Origin of the sequence: Myxococcus llanfairpwllgwyngyllgogerychwyrndrobwllllantysiliogogogochensis, from assembly GCF_006636215.1 — a bacterium.
Taxonomy (GTDB): domain Bacteria; phylum Myxococcota; class Myxococcia; order Myxococcales; family Myxococcaceae; genus Myxococcus; species Myxococcus llanfairpwllgwyngyllgogerychwyrndrobwllllantysiliogogogochensis.
Genome location: NZ_VIFM01000141.1, coordinates 1 through 18,915, shown reverse-complemented (window position 1 = coordinate 18,915; position 18,915 = coordinate 1). Strand labels below are relative to the sequence as shown.

The 18,915-nt window shown below is 68.9% G+C and carries 15 protein-coding genes and 2 tRNA genes; 5 read left to right on the top strand and 12 right to left on the bottom strand.

Annotation, left to right across the window (positions count from 1 at the left end):
• Window positions 1–150 precede the first annotated feature (150 nt).
• The 5 genes from FJV41_RS29315 to FJV41_RS29295 all read right to left on the bottom strand — a co-directional run bounded on the left by FJV41_RS29315 (window position 151) and on the right by FJV41_RS29295 (window position 6,650).
• Window positions 151–1,119 (bottom strand): hydroxymethylglutaryl-CoA lyase, encoded by a 969-nt coding sequence (locus FJV41_RS29315; protein WP_141645874.1) that lies wholly within the window; start codon window positions 1,117–1,119, stop codon window positions 151–153.
• Entirely contained in the window at window positions 1,112–1,840 is a 729-nt protein-coding gene (locus FJV41_RS29310) for a class I SAM-dependent methyltransferase (protein WP_141645873.1), read from the bottom strand. Before FJV41_RS29310 ends, FJV41_RS29315 begins: the two co-directional genes overlap by 8 nt.
• 98 nt (window positions 1,841–1,938) lie before the next feature.
• Entirely contained in the window at window positions 1,939–3,132 is a 1,194-nt protein-coding gene (locus tag FJV41_RS29305; protein ID WP_141645872.1) for an aminotransferase class I/II-fold pyridoxal phosphate-dependent enzyme, read from the bottom strand.
• A 39-nt stretch (window positions 3,133–3,171) separates the two neighbouring features.
• Window positions 3,172–4,146, bottom strand: a complete 975-nt coding sequence (locus FJV41_RS29300) for a phosphatase PAP2 family protein (RefSeq protein WP_371817257.1) — start codon at window positions 4,144–4,146, stop codon at window positions 3,172–3,174.
• Window positions 4,143–6,650 (bottom strand): efflux RND transporter permease subunit, encoded by a 2,508-nt coding sequence (locus tag FJV41_RS29295; protein ID WP_181791011.1) that lies wholly within the window; start codon window positions 6,648–6,650, stop codon window positions 4,143–4,145. Before FJV41_RS29295 ends, FJV41_RS29300 begins: the two co-directional genes overlap by 4 nt.
• Window positions 6,651–7,084: 434 nt before the next feature.
• Between FJV41_RS29295 and FJV41_RS29290 the strand changes: the two genes are divergently transcribed.
• From FJV41_RS29290 to FJV41_RS29280, 3 genes are read left to right on the top strand one after another with little or no spacing between them, the layout of a single operon-like run.
• A complete protein-coding gene (locus FJV41_RS29290) occupies window positions 7,085–8,632 on the top strand; it encodes an aminotransferase class I/II-fold pyridoxal phosphate-dependent enzyme (protein WP_141645869.1) in 1,548 nt (515 codons plus the stop codon).
• 6 nt (window positions 8,633–8,638) lie between these two features.
• Window positions 8,639–9,820: an N-acetyltransferase gene (locus tag FJV41_RS29285; RefSeq protein ID WP_141645868.1), complete on the top strand. Its 1,182-nt coding sequence runs from the start codon at window positions 8,639–8,641 to the stop codon at window positions 9,818–9,820.
• An 18-nt stretch (window positions 9,821–9,838) separates the two neighbouring features.
• A complete protein-coding gene (locus FJV41_RS29280; RefSeq protein WP_141645867.1) occupies window positions 9,839–10,840 on the top strand; it encodes an NAD-dependent epimerase/dehydratase family protein in 1,002 nt (333 codons plus the stop codon).
• A 74-nt stretch (window positions 10,841–10,914) separates the two neighbouring features.
• On the opposite strand, the gene FJV41_RS29275 is transcribed toward FJV41_RS29280, so the two are convergent.
• From FJV41_RS29275 to FJV41_RS29245, 7 genes are all read right to left on the bottom strand, one after another.
• Window positions 10,915–11,550 carry an MlaC/ttg2D family ABC transporter substrate-binding protein gene (locus FJV41_RS29275; RefSeq protein ID WP_141645866.1) on the bottom strand — a complete coding sequence of 212 codons (636 nt, stop codon included), beginning with the start codon at window positions 11,548–11,550 and terminating at the stop codon, window positions 10,915–10,917.
• 54 nt (window positions 11,551–11,604) lie between these two features.
• Window positions 11,605–13,383 (bottom strand): TolC family protein, encoded by a 1,779-nt coding sequence (locus FJV41_RS29270; RefSeq protein ID WP_141645865.1) that lies wholly within the window; start codon window positions 13,381–13,383, stop codon window positions 11,605–11,607.
• A gap of 382 nt (window positions 13,384–13,765) precedes the next feature.
• Window positions 13,766–13,838: transfer RNA gene (locus tag FJV41_RS29265), tRNA-Ala, on the bottom strand.
• A gap of 55 nt (window positions 13,839–13,893) precedes the next feature.
• Window positions 13,894–14,295: a hypothetical protein gene (locus FJV41_RS29260; protein ID WP_174455490.1), complete on the bottom strand. Its 402-nt coding sequence runs from the start codon at window positions 14,293–14,295 to the stop codon at window positions 13,894–13,896.
• Between the two features lie 56 nt (window positions 14,296–14,351).
• Window positions 14,352–15,638, bottom strand: a complete 1,287-nt coding sequence (locus FJV41_RS29255; RefSeq protein ID WP_141645885.1) for an RsmB/NOP family class I SAM-dependent RNA methyltransferase — start codon at window positions 15,636–15,638, stop codon at window positions 14,352–14,354.
• A gap of 114 nt (window positions 15,639–15,752) precedes the next feature.
• Entirely contained in the window at window positions 15,753–16,421 is a 669-nt protein-coding gene (locus FJV41_RS54675) for a response regulator (protein WP_141645863.1), read from the bottom strand.
• A gap of 99 nt (window positions 16,422–16,520) precedes the next feature.
• Window positions 16,521–16,606, bottom strand: a tRNA-Leu gene (locus FJV41_RS29245).
• Between the two features lie 96 nt (window positions 16,607–16,702).
• Here FJV41_RS29245 and FJV41_RS29240 point away from each other — a divergent pair.
• Together FJV41_RS29240 and FJV41_RS29235 are read left to right on the top strand one after the other, a co-directional pair.
• On the top strand, window positions 16,703–17,449 hold the full coding sequence (locus FJV41_RS29240; protein ID WP_141645884.1) for a tetratricopeptide repeat protein: 747 nt from the start codon (window positions 16,703–16,705) through the stop codon (window positions 17,447–17,449).
• A 397-nt stretch (window positions 17,450–17,846) separates the two neighbouring features.
• Window positions 17,847–18,803 carry a diguanylate cyclase gene (locus FJV41_RS29235; protein WP_141645883.1) on the top strand — a complete coding sequence of 319 codons (957 nt, stop codon included), beginning with the start codon at window positions 17,847–17,849 and terminating at the stop codon, window positions 18,801–18,803.
• Window positions 18,804–18,915 lie beyond the last annotated feature (112 nt).

The following is an 18,915-nucleotide window of genomic DNA, read 5'->3' as shown; positions in this document are numbered from 1 at the left end:
AAGTCCAGGTGGGGGGTACAGGGTCGACTCCCACCCAGGCTAGCAGCGGTGCCCTCGTATCGGAACCACCGTCGAAATTTTACAGACTTGCCACCCCTCACGAAGGGAGTGACCCACGGAGCCGCTCCAGGCGAAATCCGTGGGAATGGCTCAGGTCTGCGCGCGGCGAGAGGCCTTCTTCTCGCGCTCGCCCAGGGCGGCCTGGAGGTACTTGCCCGCCAGCTTCCGGCCGATGAGTTCCTGGGCAATCTCCCCGGCCTCCACCAGCCGGTCCAGGTTGATGCCAGTGTCCACGCCCATGCCGTGGAACATGAAGACGGCGTCCTCGGTGGCCAGGTTGCCCGCGGCCCCGGGCGCATAGGGGCAGCCGCCCAGCCCGCCGATGCTCGCGTCGAACGTCGTCACGCCCGCGGACAGGCCCACCAGCGAGTTGGCCAGCGCGGTGCCTCGGGTGTCGTGGAGGTGCAGCGCCAGCTTCTCCACCGGAATGTGCTGGAGGAGCGCCTCCAGAATCTCTTCCGTCTGCCGGGGCGTGCCCACGCCAATCGTGTCGCCGAGGCTGAGCTGGTAGATGCCCGCGTCCACGAGGTAGCGGCAGATGTCCACCACGCGCTCCACCGGGACATGGCCCTCGTAGGGACAGCCCCACACGGTGGACAGGTAGCCGCGCACGCGCATTCCGGCCTGGAGCGCGGCGGACGTCACCTCGCGAGCGCCCGCCATCGCCTCGGCGATGCTCTTGTTGATGTTCTTCTTGGAGTGGGCCTCGGACGCGGAGATGAACACCGCCGCCTCCTGCAACCCCGCCTCCTTCGCGCGCTCCAGCCCCTTGAGGTTGGGCACCAGCGCGGAGAACACCACGCCCTCGCGGCGCCCCACCAGCCGCAGCAACTCCTCCGCGTCCGCGAGTTGGGGAATCCACTTGGGCGACACGAACGACGTCACCTCGATGCGCTTCTCGCCGGCCGTCACGAGGGCGTCGATGAGCCGCGCCTTGTCGCGCGTGGGCAGCGTGCGCAGCTCGTTCTGGAGTCCGTCCCGAGGGCCGACTTCGTACACGTCCACCCGCTTCGGCAGCTGGCTCAGCAGGGTTCCACGCGCTCGTGAATTCTCAGCCATCTCGCAGCACCGCTCCCACAATCAGGTCGGCCGACAGATGCGTCAGCGGCTCGCCATCGAGCCCGCCATGCACCCAGGAGATTGAAAACCCCGTGCTTTCCAACAGCCCGGCGAGATCCGCAAGGGGATAGTAACGAATGGCGTAGGACGCATGCAGGACGCGCCCGTCCACGAGGGTGAGCGTTCGTCGTCCCACGTCACGTCCCGTCGCCGCGTCGAAGTGACTCTCCTCATCCAGCACGCCACCACCGGGAAGCCCGCGCTGGAACGCGGCGTCGGGTGACGCGGCCAGTCGTTCATGTGGCACCGTCTGGAACACCAGCCGCCCTCCCCGTCTCATGGCGCGCGCCAGCTCACGGAGGATGTGTACGTGCTCCTCGTCCGTGAAGGCGAACAGCGTGGAATACCACGCGTACGCACCGGACAGGCTCCCCTCCCGAAAGGGCAAGGCCCTCAAGTCTCCGCGCACCACGGGGAAGCCCGGGCGTCGCATCGACAGCGAGAGCGCGTCCTTCTCCAGGCCGATGACGCGACCGGCCAAGGGCCCCGAGGCCTGGAGCCGCGCGGCATGGCGGCCATGCCCGCAGCCCAGGTCCACCACGGGCCCCGGGCCGGGGAGGTCGGCGAATGCGCGCGCGAGGTAGTCCACCTCCCTCGCCGTAACGGACTCGGAGAGGAACGGCAGCGTGCTGCGCAGGTACAGCTCGCCGAAGAAGTCCACGCGCGCCCGTGGCGGCCGGGAAGTGCCGGGCCGCCCTCCTGCGAGGGGATGTAGCAACCGCGTGCGGGGCTCGCAACGCGCGCGCGGGCACGGCGCCGTCAGCGTCGAGTCGACAGCTTCGCGCGCAGTCGGAGCACGGCCTCATCCAGCACCGCGTCCGTCTTGCAGAACGCGAAGCGGGCGAGCCCGTGCCCCAGGTGCCGATGCTCGGGCCCGTAGAAGACACTCGGGGGAATGGCCGCCACGCCGACCTCCGACACCAGGTGCCGGCAGAAGGCCACGTCGTCCGGGAAGCCGAAGCCCCGGATGTCCGCGAGGATGAAGTAGCTGCCATCCGGGGTGTACGCCGGCAGTCCCGCCTCGCGCAGCCCGGCGAGCAGCCGCTCCCGTCTCGACAGGTAGGTCGCCGCCAGCTCCGCGAAGTACGCATCCGGCAACCGGAGCGCCGCCGCCATGGCCGCCTGGAAGGGAGACGCCGTCGCGAAGGTGACGAACTGGTGCGCGCGCTGAATCGCATCTCGCAGCGGGGGCGGCGCGATGACCCAGCCCACCTTCCAGCCCGTGAGGCTGAACGTCTTGCCGCCGCTGCTCACCGTCACCGTCCGCTCCGCGAGCGACGGCACCGTGGCCGGGCGCACGTGGCGGGCGGGCGCGAAGGTGATGTGCTCGTAGACTTCGTCGGACAGCACCTTCACGTCATGCTCGGCGCACAGCGCGCCGATGCGCTCCAGTTCCTCGCGAGTGAAGACCTTGCCCGTGGGGTTGTGGGGCGTGTTGAGGATGAGCAGCCGCGTGCGCGGACCGAAGGCCGCGCGCAGCTCGTCCCAGTCGAACCACCACTGCGCATGCGCCGCATCCGGTGGACGCAAGGGTACCCAGCGCGCGGTGGCGCCGACGAGGGTGATGTTGGCGTCGTACGAGTCGTAGAACGGCTCGAAGGCCACCACCTCGTCGCCCGGGTCCACGAGTCCCAGCAGCACATCGAGGATGGCCTCGGTGGCGCCGCTGGTCACCGTCACCATGGTGTCCGGGTCCACCGTCTGCCCGTAGAAGCGCGCGGCGTGTTCGGCGATGGCGACCCGCAAGTCCCGGGCGCCCGAGCTCATGGCGTACTGGTTGACGCCCTCGCGGATGGCCCGCTGCGCGGCCTCCTTCACGGCGTCAGGCCCGTCGAAGTCGGGGAACCCCTGCCCCAGATTCACGGCGCCATGCTTCTGCGCCAGGGCGCTGAACTCCGAGAAGACGGTGGTGCCGAACCGGGACACGCGCTGCGACAACACGGGCCTGGACATGGGGGCTCCTGGCGGCCGGCATCAGTCGCCGGACCGGGCTCAGGGGCGCAAGATAGCGTCCACGGGGACGGAACGCGCGGCTCTCTCGCTCTCGCGCTGGCGGGCCGCTCGGGACAGGGCCGCGGACATGCCCACCACCACCATCACCAGCGGCACCGCGCACAAAAGGTCCGTGGCGTAGTGGAAGCGCCCGGCCAGCGTCGCGACGATGAGCCCCAGGCCCGGCAGCAACATCACCCAGAACAGCTTCCGGGAGAACCGCCACGAGTAGAACAGCACCACCAGCGTGGTGCCGGTGTGGCCCGACGGGAAGCAGTCCCGACCGAAGAGGGGCCTGCGCATGATGGAGTCCAGCATCGGCGTCCACGTGCCCTGCAGCGGCCCGCTGAACGCGTCGACCAGGAAGTAGCGCGGCCCCACGGCGGGCACCAGCGAGTAGGCCGAGTAGTTGAGGATGAACAGCAGGCCCAGTCCCAGCAGGTACTCGTCGAACTCCGCCGAGGCGCCCCGCGCCCGGTAGTACAGCCCGATGCCCAGCACCAACGGCCAGACGAAGTGGCCGTAGTAGCAGACCATCAGCACGTCGTTGAGCCACGGCGGCACGACGTGCGCGAGCACCACCGCCGCCTGGAACCCGAAGATGCGCTGGTCCGCCGCCACGAGCTGCGCGTCGCGCAGGAACGGGTTGAGCGTGTCCACCACCGGCGACAGCCACGAGTGCGTCAGCACCGCCACGGGCAGCAACCAGAAGTCGGCGATGACCGTCAACCAGCGCTGGCGAGGGAACCAGGACTCCAACGTCCGCAGCACCAGCGGACCGGCGGCCATGGAGGCGAACAGCCCCGCGTTGGGGATGGCCTGCGGCGCCCAGCGTCCCGGCCCGAGCAGGACAAAGGCCCCGAGCGAGCACGCGATGACGATGATGAGGTCCACCGCCCCCAGCCGGACCTGCGCATCACGAGGGCCATTCATGGGGACGGAGCCACGAAAGCTCTGGAAGGTCACGAGACTCACGCCGATTTCCGCTCCCCCGATGGCGCGGTGTCCTGACCGGCCATGTCGAGCTCCAGGCTCCGGACGACAGCACCCTCCCGGGCGACCGAGCCCTGCCTCTCCTTCCAGCGCTCCAGGAGGGCGAGCAGCGCGGGGAAGAAGACCGTGGTCCCCAAGAAGGTGCACACGACCCCAAGTAGCGCAATCTGTCCGATGCTGCGCAATCCCTGGTGGTTGGCCACGAGCAGCGCGCCGTAGCCCGCCGCGTTCGACAGCGTGGCCACCACGGCCGCCAGCCCCGTGTGCCGCACCACCTTGCCGAGCGAGCCGGGGCCCTCCTCCTCGTACCGGTGATACAGGTGGATGGAGTTGTCCACGGCGATGGCCAGGAGATTCGGCAGCACCACGGCGTTGATGAAGTTGAGCTGCACGTCGAACAGGTACATGCCGCCCGCCAGGCACGTCATGCCCAGGAACAGCGGCCCCGTCACCAGCAGCGCGCGCTTCAGGCTGCGCAGACTCAGCAGGATGACGACGAACACCACCGCCGCCGCGGAGCAGAGGATGAGCAGTCCGTCTCCGCGCACCAGCGCGAAGATGCGCGCGGCGATGCGGTTGCTGTCCAGGACGGACATCTCCACGCCCCGCGCCGTCGCCGTCTCCACCACCTGGTCGATCTGCGCGGCCCAGCGCTTCAGGTCGTCGGTGTCGTAGTTGGAAACGGAGGGGAACAGCAGCAGGAAGGTGCCCTGGCCGTCGGTGGCCAGGAAGCGACGGCGCACCTCCACGGGCAGCGAGTCCAGGCCGTAGGGCTTCGCTTCCACCATCTGCTCGAAGTCCTTCAGCCGCGGATCCTCGTGCGCCGCCTCGGGCAGCCCCTGCAGCAGCGCCCGGATGCCAGCGATCTCCTTCTCCCGTCGCTCCAGGTCTCCCGGCACCAGGTCGTTCAGGGAGGTGGTGCGCAGGAACACGGAGTCGGCGCCGTTGCGCTGCTTCACCTCCGCGATGACCTGCTCCACCTTCGCCACCTGGGCCAGGTCGTCGACCAGGAAGATGGCCGGGTTGAGCGGCTGTCCCAACTGCTCGGTGACATGGTCATCCAGCCGCGACGCCGGCGAGTCACCCTTCAGCTTGCGCATGTCCGTCTCGAACCCCAGTCGAGGGGCGATGGAGACGGAGAACGCGGCGAAGCCCACCACCAACAGGGCCAGTAGCGCGATGACAGGCGTGGGCCAGCGCTTCCACTCGCGCGCCGGAGCCGGGGTCGCCGACGTGGCGGTCTCCGCCGACGCGGGCGCGTCGTCCTTGCGCGCGGGGCGCAGCCGCTCCGCGATGGCGAGCAGTGACGGTCCCAGCGCATACGCCGCGATGACGGCGAGCAGCACGCCCAGGCCCGCCAGGAAGCCGAACTGGTTGAAGGCGTGGAACTGGGCCAGGAGCAGGACGAAGAAGGCCGCCGCGTTCGTCACCGCCGAGGTGAGCGCGCCGCTGAACGTGCCGCGCACCGCCATGGCCAGCGCGTCGCGCGACGAGCGCGTCCGCCGCTCCTCCCAGTAGCGCATGCACAGGTGCACGCCGTACTCGATGCCCAGGCCGATGAGGATGGCGACCAGGAAGCCCGTCACCACGTTGAGGTGGCCGATGGCGAGCTGCGCCACACCGAACGTCACCAGCAGGCCCACGACGACGGGCACGCCGACGACGGCCAGCGCCGCGATGCGTCGCGTGGCCAGCAGGATGAGCCCCACCGCGATGAGCGCGGACAGCATGCCGGCGCGCGAAAGGTCGCCCCGCATCACCGCGTCTTCCTCGATGCGGTTCTGGAAGTTGCCCGTGGCCTCCAGCTTCACGGCCGGAAAGCGCTCCGAGGCCAGCGTCCGGCCCGTGCCCATGGCCAGCTCCACGAAGCGGCGAGCGAAGGAGAGGTCTCCCGCCGTCCCCATGGGCTTGAGCATGAGGTACACCTCGGTGCCGTCCGCGTTGGCCAGGTACTCGTGCACCGGCGCGTTGGGCGAGTGCTTGCGGGCAATCTCCTCGAACGTGGGCGGAGGGGGCGTGGCTCCCAGGTCGATGTAGAAGGGATTGGCCTGCTGCCGCTCGTAGCGCACCCGCGCCGCCAGTTCCGTGCGCAGCTCCACCAGCTTCTCCGCCGGCAGCAGCAACAGCCCGTGACGACGGAAGAACTCCACGTCGTAGCTGTGCTCGACGTAGCGGACCTCCGGCAGGGCCTCCAGCCGCGATTTCAGCTCGCTCGCGTAAGCCTTCAGCCGCTCCGGCGTGTCCCCCTTCGCGACGATGACCAGGTACCCATCCCCGCCGGCCTTCTGCGACACGCGTGTCAGGTCCTGGACTTCACGGGCTCCCTGGGGAAGCAGTTCCACGAATGAACCACGAAACTCCAACCGCGACGCCAGTGCCATACCGCCCGCGGCGAGCAATGCGCAGATCAGCAGCACGTACCAGGGCCGGGAGACCGCCGTCTGGATGAACCCCTCGAACCACCGTTCCCGCAGAGACCTGGCCACCGTCCACTCCTCGATGAACGCCGGGCATAGCAAATTCCCGGCCATTCGTAGCCCCCCCAAACAACGGGCGGCTGGAAAGCCTTCCGCCGGTCATTCAGGTGCCGCCGGACGTGCAGCCGAGTACACACGGTACTTTCCAGTATCCACTGGAAGACGGTGCGATGCGGCGGGGTGCCACCAAAGCGCCAGTGCTGTCAAGGCACGGGCGTCAAAGGGCCTCTCGCATGGGACTCAAGCGACAGTCCGCGCCTTGACACTGCCTCTCGGCCTCTTTATTCACCGCCCCGCGTCCCCCGAGGGAGGTCGACGGACGCAAGGTTGCCCCCGGCTCGGGAACGAGCCCTGCATGGTGAGTGGCGACCGGAGCGATGCATCCGCCTGACAGGCGACAAACCCTCCCCCGACGCAGACATACAGAAAGACCACAGAACACCATGAGCGACGTCTTCGACAAGTGCAGCAATTGGAAGGACTACCGCATCGCGAAGGCCACCGGCCTCTACCCTTACTTCCGCGTCATCGAGGCGTCGCACGGCGCCACGGAAGTGGAGATCGAGGGCAAGCGGGTGATCATGGTTGGTTCCAACAACTACCTCGGCCTGTCGGCGGATCCGCGCGTGAAGGAAGCGGCGATCAAGGCGACGGAGAAGTTCGGGACGACGTGCTCGGGCTCGCGGTTGTTGAACGGCACGCTGGCGCTGCATGAGGAGTTGGAGGGACGGCTGGCCAAGTTCCTCAACCGCGAGTCGGCGCTGGTCATCTCCACCGGCTTCCAGACGAACCTGGCGCTGGCGTCGATTCTCGGCCGCCACGACATCGTCTTCAGCGACCGGCAGAACCACGCATCCCTGGTGGACGGCATCCGCCTGTCCTTCGCCACCGAGCGCAAGTTCCGCCACAACGACATGGACCACCTGGAGCAGCTCTTGTCCCAGGCGGATCCGAACGCGGGGAAGATCATCATCACCGACGGCGTCTTCTCCATGGAGGGAGACGTCTGCAACCTGCCGCGCATCGTGGAGCTGGCGAAGCAGTACAACGCCCGGGTGATGACGGATGACGCGCACGCCATGGGCGTGCTGGGTGAGAAGGGCCGGGGCACCTCGGAGTACTTCGGCCTGGAGAAGGAGACGGACCTCGTCATGGGGACGTTCTCCAAGAGCTTCGCGTCGCTGGGCGGAGTGCTGTCCGGTCCGTTCGACGTCATCAACTACATCCGCCACAAGTCCCGCTCGGTCATCTTCTCCGCGTCCATGACGCCGGCGTCCATCGCCTCGGCGCTCAAGGCGCTGGAGATCATCGAGGCGGAGCCGCAGCGCCGCGCGCGCCTGCTGGACATCGCGGAGAAGATGCATAACGGCTTCCGCGCCATGGGCTTCGACACCGGCGTGTCGGTGTCGCCCGTGGTTCCGGTGCACATCGGCGACCAGGTGAAGTGCTTCCGCTTCTGGCGCGCGCTGCATGAGGCGGGCGTCTTCGCCAACCCGGTGATTCCGCCGGCGGTGGAGGCGGGCCACGCGCTCATCCGCACCTCGTACATGGCCACGCACACCGACGCGCAGTTGGACCGGGTGCTGGACACCTTCGAGACCATCGGCCGCAAGCTGGGCGTGATTCCGGAGACGCGCCCCACGGTGTACGAGCCGGTGCAGATCGCCCGCCCGGGCACGTCCGTGCGCTCCAACAAGGCGAGCGAGAAGTGGGCGGCGGGCTCCGCAGGCCTGCTCGCGGACAAGGGCGGCATCACCCTGGAGCAGTTGCAGCGCATGTCGTCGCGCGAGGTGGCCGGGAAGATCTTCGACGCGGTGGAGCAGCTCACCTGGCGCGCGGCCAACCTCCAGCCGGAGGACCTGCGTCAGCTGCGCTCCGCGCCCATGAAGCTGTGGGAGAAGCGCGGCACGCTGCCCGGCCTCCTCCTGGAGAAGGGCGCGCACTTCTTCATGCGCAACGGCACCGACGGCAACCCCGCCGAGAGGACCTGATCCCCCATGGCCCTGCCCGCCGAGCCACCCGCGACACAGCCCGCCCTTCCTCCCCTCCCCTTCGACGTCCTGGTGACGCCCGTGCGGGGCGCCGCGGCGCAGATGACGTTCATCCGCTTCCCGGCCTCGCTGTACGCGGGAGACCCCAACTGGGTCCCCCCGCTGGAGATGGAGCGCAAGGACTTCCTGGACCCGAAGAAGAACCCCTTTTTCGAGTATGGCGAGGTGGAGCTGTTCCTCGCCCGGAGGGGCCAGGAGGTGGTGGGCCGCATCGCCGCCATCCGCAACCCACGTCACCAGGAGATTCACGGCACCAAGGAGGGCTTCTTCGGCCTCTTCGAGTGCGTGAATGACGCGGGCGTCGCGCGACTGCTGCTCGACGCGGCGGGGGCATGGCTGAAGCAGCGCGGGCTGGACGCCATGCTCGGGCCGGCCAACTTCTCGTCCAACCAGGACTGGGGCCTGCTCATCGAGGGGCACGACTCGCCGCCGGCCGTGATGATGCCGTACAACCCGCCCTACTACGCGTCGCTCATCGAGGCGTGCGGGCTGGTGAAGGCCAAGGACCTGTTCGCCTACGAGCTGTCCTCGTCCGCGGAGCCGCCGGAGAAGGTGGTGCGCATCGCGGAGAAGATGCGCCAGCGCGAGGGCATCACCGTGCGCGCGGTGAACCTCAAGGACTTCGCCAACGAGGTCGAGCGCATCCGCGACATCTACAACTCGGCCTGGGAGAAGAACTGGGGCTTCGTGCCCTTCACGGACCGGGAGTTCGACCACCTGGCCAAGGACATGAAGACCATCGTCCGGCCGGAGCTGGTGCTCATCGCCGAGGTGAAGGGTGAGCCTGTCGCCTTCTCCATGACGCTGCCGGACGCCAACCACGCGCTCAAGGCCGCCAACGGGCGCCTGACGACGTTCGGCCTGCCCATCGGCCTGGTAAAGCTGGCGCTCGCCTCGCGAAGCATCCGCCGCCTGCGCCTCATCACCCTCGGAATCAAGGAGGGCTACCGGCGCCGAGGGCTGGACGCCATCCTGTACCTGGACACGCTGCGCACCGCGCACCGCCTCGGGTACTCCGGTGGAGAGATCTCCTGGACGCTCGAGGACAACCACCTCGTCAACCGCGCCATCGAGTCGATGGGTGGCCAGCGCTCCAAGGCGTACCGCATCTACCAGCGCCCGCTGTAATCCTCCTGGAGTCTCCTCGTGCGCTTCCTCCTCACCGGTGGCACTGGTTTCATCGGCCATCGGCTCGCGAGCCGCATTGTCGAGCGGGGTGACTCGCTCACGGCGCTCGTGCGCTCCAGCTCTCGTCGCGACGCGCTCGCGGCGCTCGGTGCCCGGTTCGCCGTGGGAGACCTGACGACGGGCGAAGGGCTGGCGGAGGCCGTGCGCGACGTCGACTGTGTCCTGCACCTGGCCGGCGTCACCAAGGCCCGGGAGCCCGCGGGCTACTTCGAGGGCAATGCGAATGGCACCCGCCGCGTCGCGGAGGCCATGGCGTCACTGCCCCGCCCTCCCCGGCTCGTCTACTGCTCGTCGCTGGCCGCCGCCGGGCCGTCCACACCGGAGCGTCCGCGCCGGGAAGAGGACCCTCCGGCGCCCGTCTCCGTCTACGGCCGCAGCAAGCTGGGGGGCGAGGAGGCCGTGCGCGAGCTCGCGGACCGGGTGCCCTCCGTCATCGTCCGGCCCCCCATGGTCTATGGCCCTGGCGACGTGGAGTTCATCCCCTCCGTGATTCCCATGGCGGAGCGAGGGCTGGCGCTCAAGAGCGGCTTCGGGCCCAAGCGCTACTCGCTCATCCACGTCGATGACCTGAACACCGCGTTGCTCGCGGCCGCCGAGCGAGGCCCCACGCTGGACAAGGCCGACCCGGCGCGCGGCGTGTACACCGTCTCCGATGGACGCGAGTACACCTGGGAAGAGCTGTGCGCGGCAGTGGCCCATGCGCTGGGCCTCAAGGCCCCCACCGTGCTGCCCGTGCCCGACAGCGTGGGCTACATGATTGGCCTGGGGTCCGAAGTCATCGCCCGACTGCGCGGAATCACCCCCATCCTCAACCGCGACAAGGTGCGGGAGATGACCGCCGCGGCGTGGACCTGCACCACCGAGCGCGCCTCGCGTGAGCTGGGCTTCCTGCCCACCATTGCCCTGGCCGAGGGGCTCGTCGGGACCCTCGCGTCGTACCAGCAGCTCGCGCGCACCTGAAAAGACGAAGGCCGAGGCCCCTCGCGTGGGAGCCCCGGCCTGGAGTGCTTCGGTGACGCGGGGTTCGCGTCAGCTCACTTCGTCGGACCCGCCGAGCCGCCCGTCGCCGAGCCCGTTGCGCCCGTGGAGCCCTTGGCCGAGTTGGCGGCGTTCTCCTTCTCGAGCTGCGCCCGCTTGGTCTTCAGGGTGGAGAGCAGGCCGTCGAAGCCCTTGGTGCTCAGCAGCTTCTGGAACTGGCCCTTGTACGTGTCCACGAGGGACACCTCGTCGGTGACGACGTCGTAGATGCGCCAGTCGCTCTTGGCGCTGGGCTTGTACAGGCGGTAGTCGACGGGAATCTGGTCCTTCTTGAGGGTGAGCGTCGTGTTGACGGTGGCCTCGGTGCCCTCGATGGACTCCTTGCCGTACTTCACTTCGGCCTGGGCCTGGCCAATAGCCTTTTGGGCATAGGAGGCGCGCAGGAGCCCCGTCATCGTCTCCGAGAAGTCCTTGCGCTGGGCTGGCGTGAGCGTGGCCCACGTCTTGTCTCCGAGGGCGCGCTTCGCCAGCTCCTGGAAGTCGACGAACTTCTCGACGACGCTGGCGAGGGATTCAACGGTGGCGCCGGGAGCGTTGGCAGCCTTCTGGACATCCGCGTTCCCGGACTTGACGACCGAGAGGGGACCAGGCGCCGCGGCGATCAGGGTGGCGGCAAGCAGGGAAGCAATCATGGCTTTTCGACTCCGTGAAGGAGGACGGTACAGCGGACAGACGCGGCGCCCCGATTATTCACCCGGGGCGGGTGGCGTCCCCGTGACTCGGGCGAGGGCCGCCATTCCCAACCGGACGTCGAACCAGCTCTTCGACCGGTCGCCTGTAACCTGCGCATAGGCCGTGAAGGCGTCCACCAAATCGCGCGTTTCTCCCGTCCCCAGGTCGAAGGCGGCGAACGCGGAGGTGACCCAGCGACGCGCGCTCTTCTCCGCGTCCGTATACGCCCGGGCCCGAGACCACGCCGCCACCAGCTCGCCATGCACCTTCGCCACTTCCAGGCGGATGCCGGCGCGAATCTGTTTCTCCTGGGCGCGCAGCTTGTCGAGCTCCGCCCGCGCCTGATCCAACTGCGCGTCCTTGATGGGGATGTCGAACGTCCCCCGCACCACCAGGCCGAGGCCCGCGGTGCGATCATTGTACGGGTCATACGCGAAGGGGCTGCGCTGCCGGGTGGCGCTGCTGGTGAACCGCACGTCGTAGAACCCCGCGAGCCCCAGGTCCGGGAAGTAGCTCCGTTCACGGATGAGCACTTCGGACTCACGCGCGACGATGCCCGCGGCGATGGCGGTGAACTCCGGCCGGTACTGATCGGCCAACGCCAGAGCCCGCTCCAGCGAAGGCGGCTGCACCTCCGCTTCGGGCGCCAGCTCTTCTTCCACGACGTCGACCGCCGCACCGGGGGCGGCGTTGGCCAGCACGCCGATGGCGGTCAGCGCGAGCGCGCGCCCTTGAATCGCCTCGGCCTTCTTGGCCTCGACGATCTGCCGGAAGAAGCGGACCTTGTACGTGTCCACCTGGGTCACCTGGGGTGACTCCTCCTTCAGCAGCGCGGCGATGCGCTCGGCGGCGTCCTCCAGTCGCTTGGAGACCTCCTCGAGCTGCTGCACCCCGGAGCGCGCAAGCTGGTAGCTGAAGTACGCCTGCGCGGCCTGGAAGCCCGCCTCGTCCTGGGCCCGCTCGCGCAGCGCGGCGCCGAGGATGGGGCCCTGCGCGCCCGCCTTCTCCAGCGCGGTCAGCTTGCCAAACGTGTAGAGCGGCAGCACCGCGTTTCCAGAGGAGAACACCGTCACGCCGACCTTGCCGAGGTTCCAGTCGCCTTCGTAGGACGCCTCGGTGGTGGGCGGGCCGCCGACGCCGTCATTGCGCGCCTCGGGCACCGGGCCTCCCGCGCCCACGGAGATCTCGAACTTGGGGAACCAGGCCCACTTCGCCTGCTTGTAGAGCGCCTGGAACTTGCGCAGCTCCGCGCTCGCCTCCTCCACGCGGGAGTCCGTCGCGCGCGCCCGTTCCACCAACTGCCCCAACGTCAGGGGCGCGGCCTTGGCGGGCGGGGCGTCCGCATCCGGCACCTGCGCCACGCCCTCCTTGGCCTGCTGCGCCTCGCGCGCGGTCTCTCGCATGGGCGCCGGAGACACCGTGCGCCCCCCGGAAGGGTTGGTGGAGGTATCCACCGTCTCGGGCGCAATCGTCGGCGGACCTGGAGGAAGCGTGGTGCCTCCCGTCGAGCCCGTCGACGTGGCGGGAGCCTGCGGCGCGGCGGCGCCAGGCGTCGGCGTTCCCGTGCTCGGAGTGGGCGTGGGCGTGGGGCTTCCCGTCGTCCCGGTTCCCGTCCCGGACTGACCGCTGCCGGTGGTTCCCGTCGTCCCCGGCGTCGAGCTGCCCGAGGTCCCCGTCGTTCCTGGCGTCGAGCCACCGCCCTGCCCCGCCGAGCCTGGCGTGAGCTGGGCGGCCGACAGCCCACCCGCGAGCACCAGCGCCACTGCCACGCCTCGATCCAGGTGTCTGCGCATTGCTCGGCCTCTCGCGGGCCCCCATATCCGAGAAGCCCGCGACGTCGCAGCATCTTCCTTCGCCAGGGCACAGTCACCGACCAACTTCGTCGGCTGTCGAGAGTCCTCGTCCATCGCGTCCCCATGTCCCCGTGCCGCGCCACAGTGAGTAGCGTCGAAGGGGCCACGTTCACCACGTCGCGACATCGCCGAGACCTCGAATCGTGCTTGGAAGAATGCGGAGGACGGGACGCCAGCGCGGAGCAGCACCGGGGAGTCGTCGGTCACGCACCCAAGGAAGCCGCGTGAGGCCCGGCGCGAAACCGGGGCCATCGCTCGCGACCGCCCATCGGAAATGAAAAAGGCCCGCCAGGTTTCCCGGGCGGGCCTTTCTACTTCAGAGTGGAGCTAACCGGGATCGAACCGGTGACCTCTTGAATGCCATTCAAGCGCTCTCCCAGCTGAGCTATAGCCCCGTCTTTTGCTGCTGGCCGCCTTGGGTTGCGGCCCGACGTCGAAAGTGCGTGCCTTCTACCGTTTCTTGTTCCCAGGGCCAAGAACTGTTTGAGGCTTCGGTGCGTTTTTTCCAACCTTCAACCGCTCGGCGACTTCCTCACCTTCCCGAAGGATATCGGTGAGCTCGCGAGCATGCGCCTCGGCTGCCTGCTCGGCCGCTTCGATGGCCTTGAGCGCGGACGCGAAGCCCGCGGGAAGCTCCAGCCTGCCCTTCTGGATCTGCCGGTAGACCAGGTCGCCGAGTTCCTTGAGAGCACGGTCCTTCTGGTCCTTCAGCACCGTGGCCCTGGCGTTCGCGCGGGCCAGGTCGGTGTTGCGCTCCACCGCCTCGCGCAGCTGCGCCAGACGGGCCTGCGCCGCCTGGAAGGCCTCGTTGATCTGCTTCACCACCTCGGACTGCTTCGCGTCGGCCGCCACGTGGGTGACACCCCTTGAAGAACCAATACTGGCGTAGCGTGTGGGCTCGTGGACTGTCAACCCTGCCCCGTCGTCCGGCGCAGCCTCGCGGCGAAGAACCCGCCCCCTGGCACCTTGGGCGGCAGGGACTTGAGGTACGGCCCGTGGGCCGCCAGCGCGGCCCGTTCCGCTCCGAGCACGTCCGAGACAGGCTCCAGGGTGAACTCCGGATGTTTCGCCAGGAAGCCCTCGACCACGGCCTCGTCCTCGTCCGGCAACACCGAGCAGGTGGCGTAGACGATGAGCGCTCCGTGCTTCGCCTGCCGGGAGACCTCCTCCAGCAGCTCGGACTGCGTCGTCTGGTACTTGGCGATCTCCTGCGCCGTGAGCTTCCACTTCTGATCCGGCTCGCGCGCCAGTGAGCCCGTGCCGCTGCACGGCGCGTCGATGAGCAACACGTCCGCGTCGGACAGGGGCAAGGGATGCGGGAAGGCCACCTGCCGCAGCGAGAAGTGACGCACCCGCTCACGCGCCTCGGCCAGCCGGCGTCGGGAGCGGTCTCCCGCGAGCACGCGGCCCGAGGGACCGACGAAGTCCGCCAACGCCAGCGTCTTGCCGCCCGCGCCCGCACAGACATCCGCGACGGTGAGGCCCGTGAGCGAGCCGCCCACCGGACGGCAGACCTCTGAGATGAGCTGGCTGCCCACGTCCTGAACTTGCAGTCGCCCCGTCTTCATCATCCGCGTCTCGAAGACGCGATGGCTCGCATCCACCACGCGCACCGCGTCCGGAGCGGCGAGCACCGCCTCCGCCGCGACGCCCTCCTCCACCAGCGCCGCCAGGACTTCATCCCGCGTGCCCGGAGGCCTGACGCGGAAGTGCAGGCCGGGCTCCTCGTCGAGCGACGACAGCAGTCCCTCCAGCGTGGCTTCATCCGGGTACGCCTGCGCCAGCTTCTGCACCAGCCAGTTGGGGAACGAGTACCGCATGGCGAGCCGCTCCGCGTGGGAGTCCGGCAGCGGCGCCTCGGGCAGCTCCGACTCCACCACCTTCTGGAGCACCTCGTCCTTCAGGGTGCGCGGCCTCATGGGGCCCGGCAGTCGCACCTCCGGGCCGATGCGCGCCCAGGTCTCACCACAGAAGATGCGCCGCCATAGCGCGTACCGCACCAAGGCCTGGTCCTCCACCATCACCAGTTTGCCCGGCGGGTGGCCCAGGAGCTTCGCCGCCAGGTCCAACAGGCGCTGATGACGGGACAGCTCGCGAACGACGAGCGCGGCGAAGCGCCGCTCCTGGCCTCCGAGCCCATCCGCGTCCCGCAGGGCATTGGCCAGCGCGGCCTTCAGCGGATCTCCCCGCAGCACCGCGATGTGCGCTTCCAGCGCCGCCGTCGCCGCCCTCCGCGAGGGACGACCGAGACGTGCCGCATCATGCGGAGTTGTAGGCCAAACAGTGTCCACGGGTGCCAACCTGCCCTTTCAACCGTCCAGGCCGAGCGTGATGACGAGACACCCGGTGGGCGTGCGCACCTCGGGCGTTTCATCCGCACCCACGAAGAACGTCGCCGGGGCCACGAAGCGTGTCCCCTCGATCTCCAACTCGCCCTCCAGCAACAGGGCCGCCTCCCGCCCACGAGGCCGGGCCGACCAGGCCCACTGCCCCGCCGCCGCCAGCCGCACCCAGATGGCGCCCGCCGCCTTGCCGCCCGGCGAGGCCAGGTGCACACCCGGCGCGCACTCCACCCAGTCACTCTCGGAGGGAACCTGGCCCCTCGAGGCCAGCTCCACGTTCCGGTGCACGGCCAGGAAGCGCTCCACCAACCCGAGGATGTCCTCGATCTGGAAGGGCTTCACCAGGACGCCATCCGGGACGAAGGGCCTCAGGGCCCGCGCCACTTCCTCCGGAGACGCCGCGCTGACGATGGCCACCGCCTGGCGCCCCTTCCGGGCCGCCTCCAGCACCGAGCGCCCGCCTGACTCTCCGCCGCCGATGCGCAGGTCCGTGACGACGAGGTCGAAGCGCTCCTGGCCGAGGGCCGCCAGCGCCGAGCTCACTTCGCCGACCGAGCGCACCTCCGCCAGGTCGGAGATCAGCTCACCCATGCCTTCCCGGAGGCTCGCGTCGTCCTCGACCAGCAGAACCTTCATCTCGGGGTATCTCCAACGCCCCTGACCGGAGCACGTCCTCCACGGTCCCAGGCGGGGGAACCGGCGATGCCCTGCCAGTCACCCACCCCATTCGGGAAGTGGCCCTCCCCGGACTCGAACCGGGACGCGGGGTCAGCCGCAGCGGATTTTGAGTCCGCCTCGTCTACCAATTTCGACAGAGGGCCGTTTGTTACGGAAGCGGCCAGACGTATACCGCGACGGTCGCCCGTATGCATCCGAAGATTGCGGTGCCGGACGCACATCGCTATGAGGGCCCCCGCATGTACAACCTGCTCATCTCGCTGGCAGTGGGAATCGTGGTCGCGCTGCTGGTGAAGTTCGCCGGCTTCTCCATCTGGGCCGGCCTGGTGCCCGGCCTCATCGCCGCACTCGGTACCTTCATCTTCCTGGCCCGGCGGGTCGCCACCCGCATCCAGGCACTCATGACGACGGTGCAACAGGACCTCCAGTCCCAGCCCACCAGTCAGAAGGACGCGCAGGGCCGGGTCGACCGGGCCGTGAAGACGCTCGAGAAGGGACTCGTCTATGACAAGTGGCAGTTCATGGTGGGTCCGGAGATTCACGCGCAGATCGGGATGCTGAAGTACATGGTGAAGGACCATGACGGGGCGCAGGCGGCCTTCAGCAAGGGCAGCTCCCGCAACTACATGGCGAAGGCCATGGAGGGTGCCCTGCGCTACCAGCGCAAGGACTTCGCGGGGATGAAGACCGCCTTCGAGTCCGCCACCAAGAGCGGGAAGAAGGAAGCCATCGTCTGGGCCGTCTACGCCTGGTGCCTCCTGCAGAACAAGGAGAAGGACGAGGCCCTCAAGGTGCTCGGCCGCGGCGTGGAGGAGAACCCGAAGGACGAGAAGCTCAAGGCCAGCCTCGCCCAGCTCCAGAACGACAAGCGGCTGAAGATGAAGCCCTACGAGCCGCTGTGGTGGCAGTTCGGGCTCGAGGCCCCGCCGACGATGCCTCCCATGGGCGGTGGTGGACGCCGCATGCAGTTCGTTACCCGACGTTGATCCCAGGAGCGAGGGGGGCGTGCGCGCCCTCCTTCGCCCGGGAATTCCTACCGCCTCCCCTACCCTGACGCTGGAACGACTTCCGATCCGCCTTCGTTGCGAGGAAGCGTTCGCATCGCAACCCCCTGAAATGACTCCCGGCCGCATGCCTGCTCCAAGGGCATGCTGCTTGCTCTTCGCCCACGCGCGCCGACGGGGATGACACCCGCCGCGCACAGCAGTCGGGCCTGGCGGCCGGAGGTCTCGGGTGAAGGTTGCGGGTGGGGATGGGTGCTCGCAGGACCGGGCGGTGGCGGATGCGCGTGGGGCGCAGGGGCGGCGAGAGCACCTGGTGGGGCGTGGCATCCGAGACCTCTGGACCGCGAATCATCGGGAGATCAACGAAGCGGAGAGGTTCATGCAACGGCGAGGGCGCACCTCGGAGCGGTCCCTCCTCCTGGTCATCGAGGATGACGCGAGCGTGTTGGAGAGCCTGTCGGACCTGCTCGCCTCGCGCTTCGATGTCCTGGGCGCGGCGGATGCGGGCGTGGGGCTGGAGTTGGCGAGCGAACATCGTCCCGACCTGGTGCTCCTGGACAGATTCCTGCCCAGCGGGGATGGGCTGGCGGTGTTGGAAGCGCTGCAGCGGGACTCCCGCACGGAGTCGACGCCGGTCATCTTCCTGACCGGGGACGCGGACGAGGCCACCCTGGAGCGCTGCCTGGAGATGGGGGCGGTGGACTTCATCCACAAGCCGGCGAGCGCGAGGGAGCTGATGGCACGGATCGACCGGGCGCTGCGGCAGAGTGAACAGCAGCGGCGGCTCCAGATCCTCGCCCAGACGGATGCCCTCACGGGGCTGGCGAACTTCCGGGCCCTCACCGTGCGGCTCGAAGAGGAGCTGCGCCGGGCCCAGCGCTACGGCTACCCGCTCAGCGTGGTGGTCATCGACCTGGACCACCTCAAGGCCATCAACGACGGGATGGGGCACGACGTGGGCAACCGGGCCATCCTCGCGCTGGCCAACCAGCTCAAGGGCAATCTGCGCGAGTCGGACTTCGCGGCGCGCTTCGGCGGCGACGAGTTCGTGGCGCTCCTTCCCCACCAGACGGCGCTGGAAGCGGCGGTGTTCGCCGAGCGCATCCGCACCGGGCTGCATTCCGTCGGCGTGCAGAAGAGCGACGGCCGCCCTGCTTCCTTCGGGTTGAGCGTGAGTGTCGGCATCGCCGACCACACATTGGAAACACCCCGGGACGATACGGATGCGCTGATGAAGGCGGCGGACGCGGCCCTCTACGAGGCCAAGCGCGAAGGGCGTGACCGGGTCGTGGTGTTCGGCCGTCCGGCGCTCGCGCCGCCCGTGCAACGACACTGAGCGCGGGGCGGGACGAAGCAGGCGACGGCGGGAAGCTAGAGGGCGCGGATGATTCTGGGCAACAGGCTGACGAGCGGTTCGAGGGTGGCGGTCGTCGGGGGCGGTATCGCGG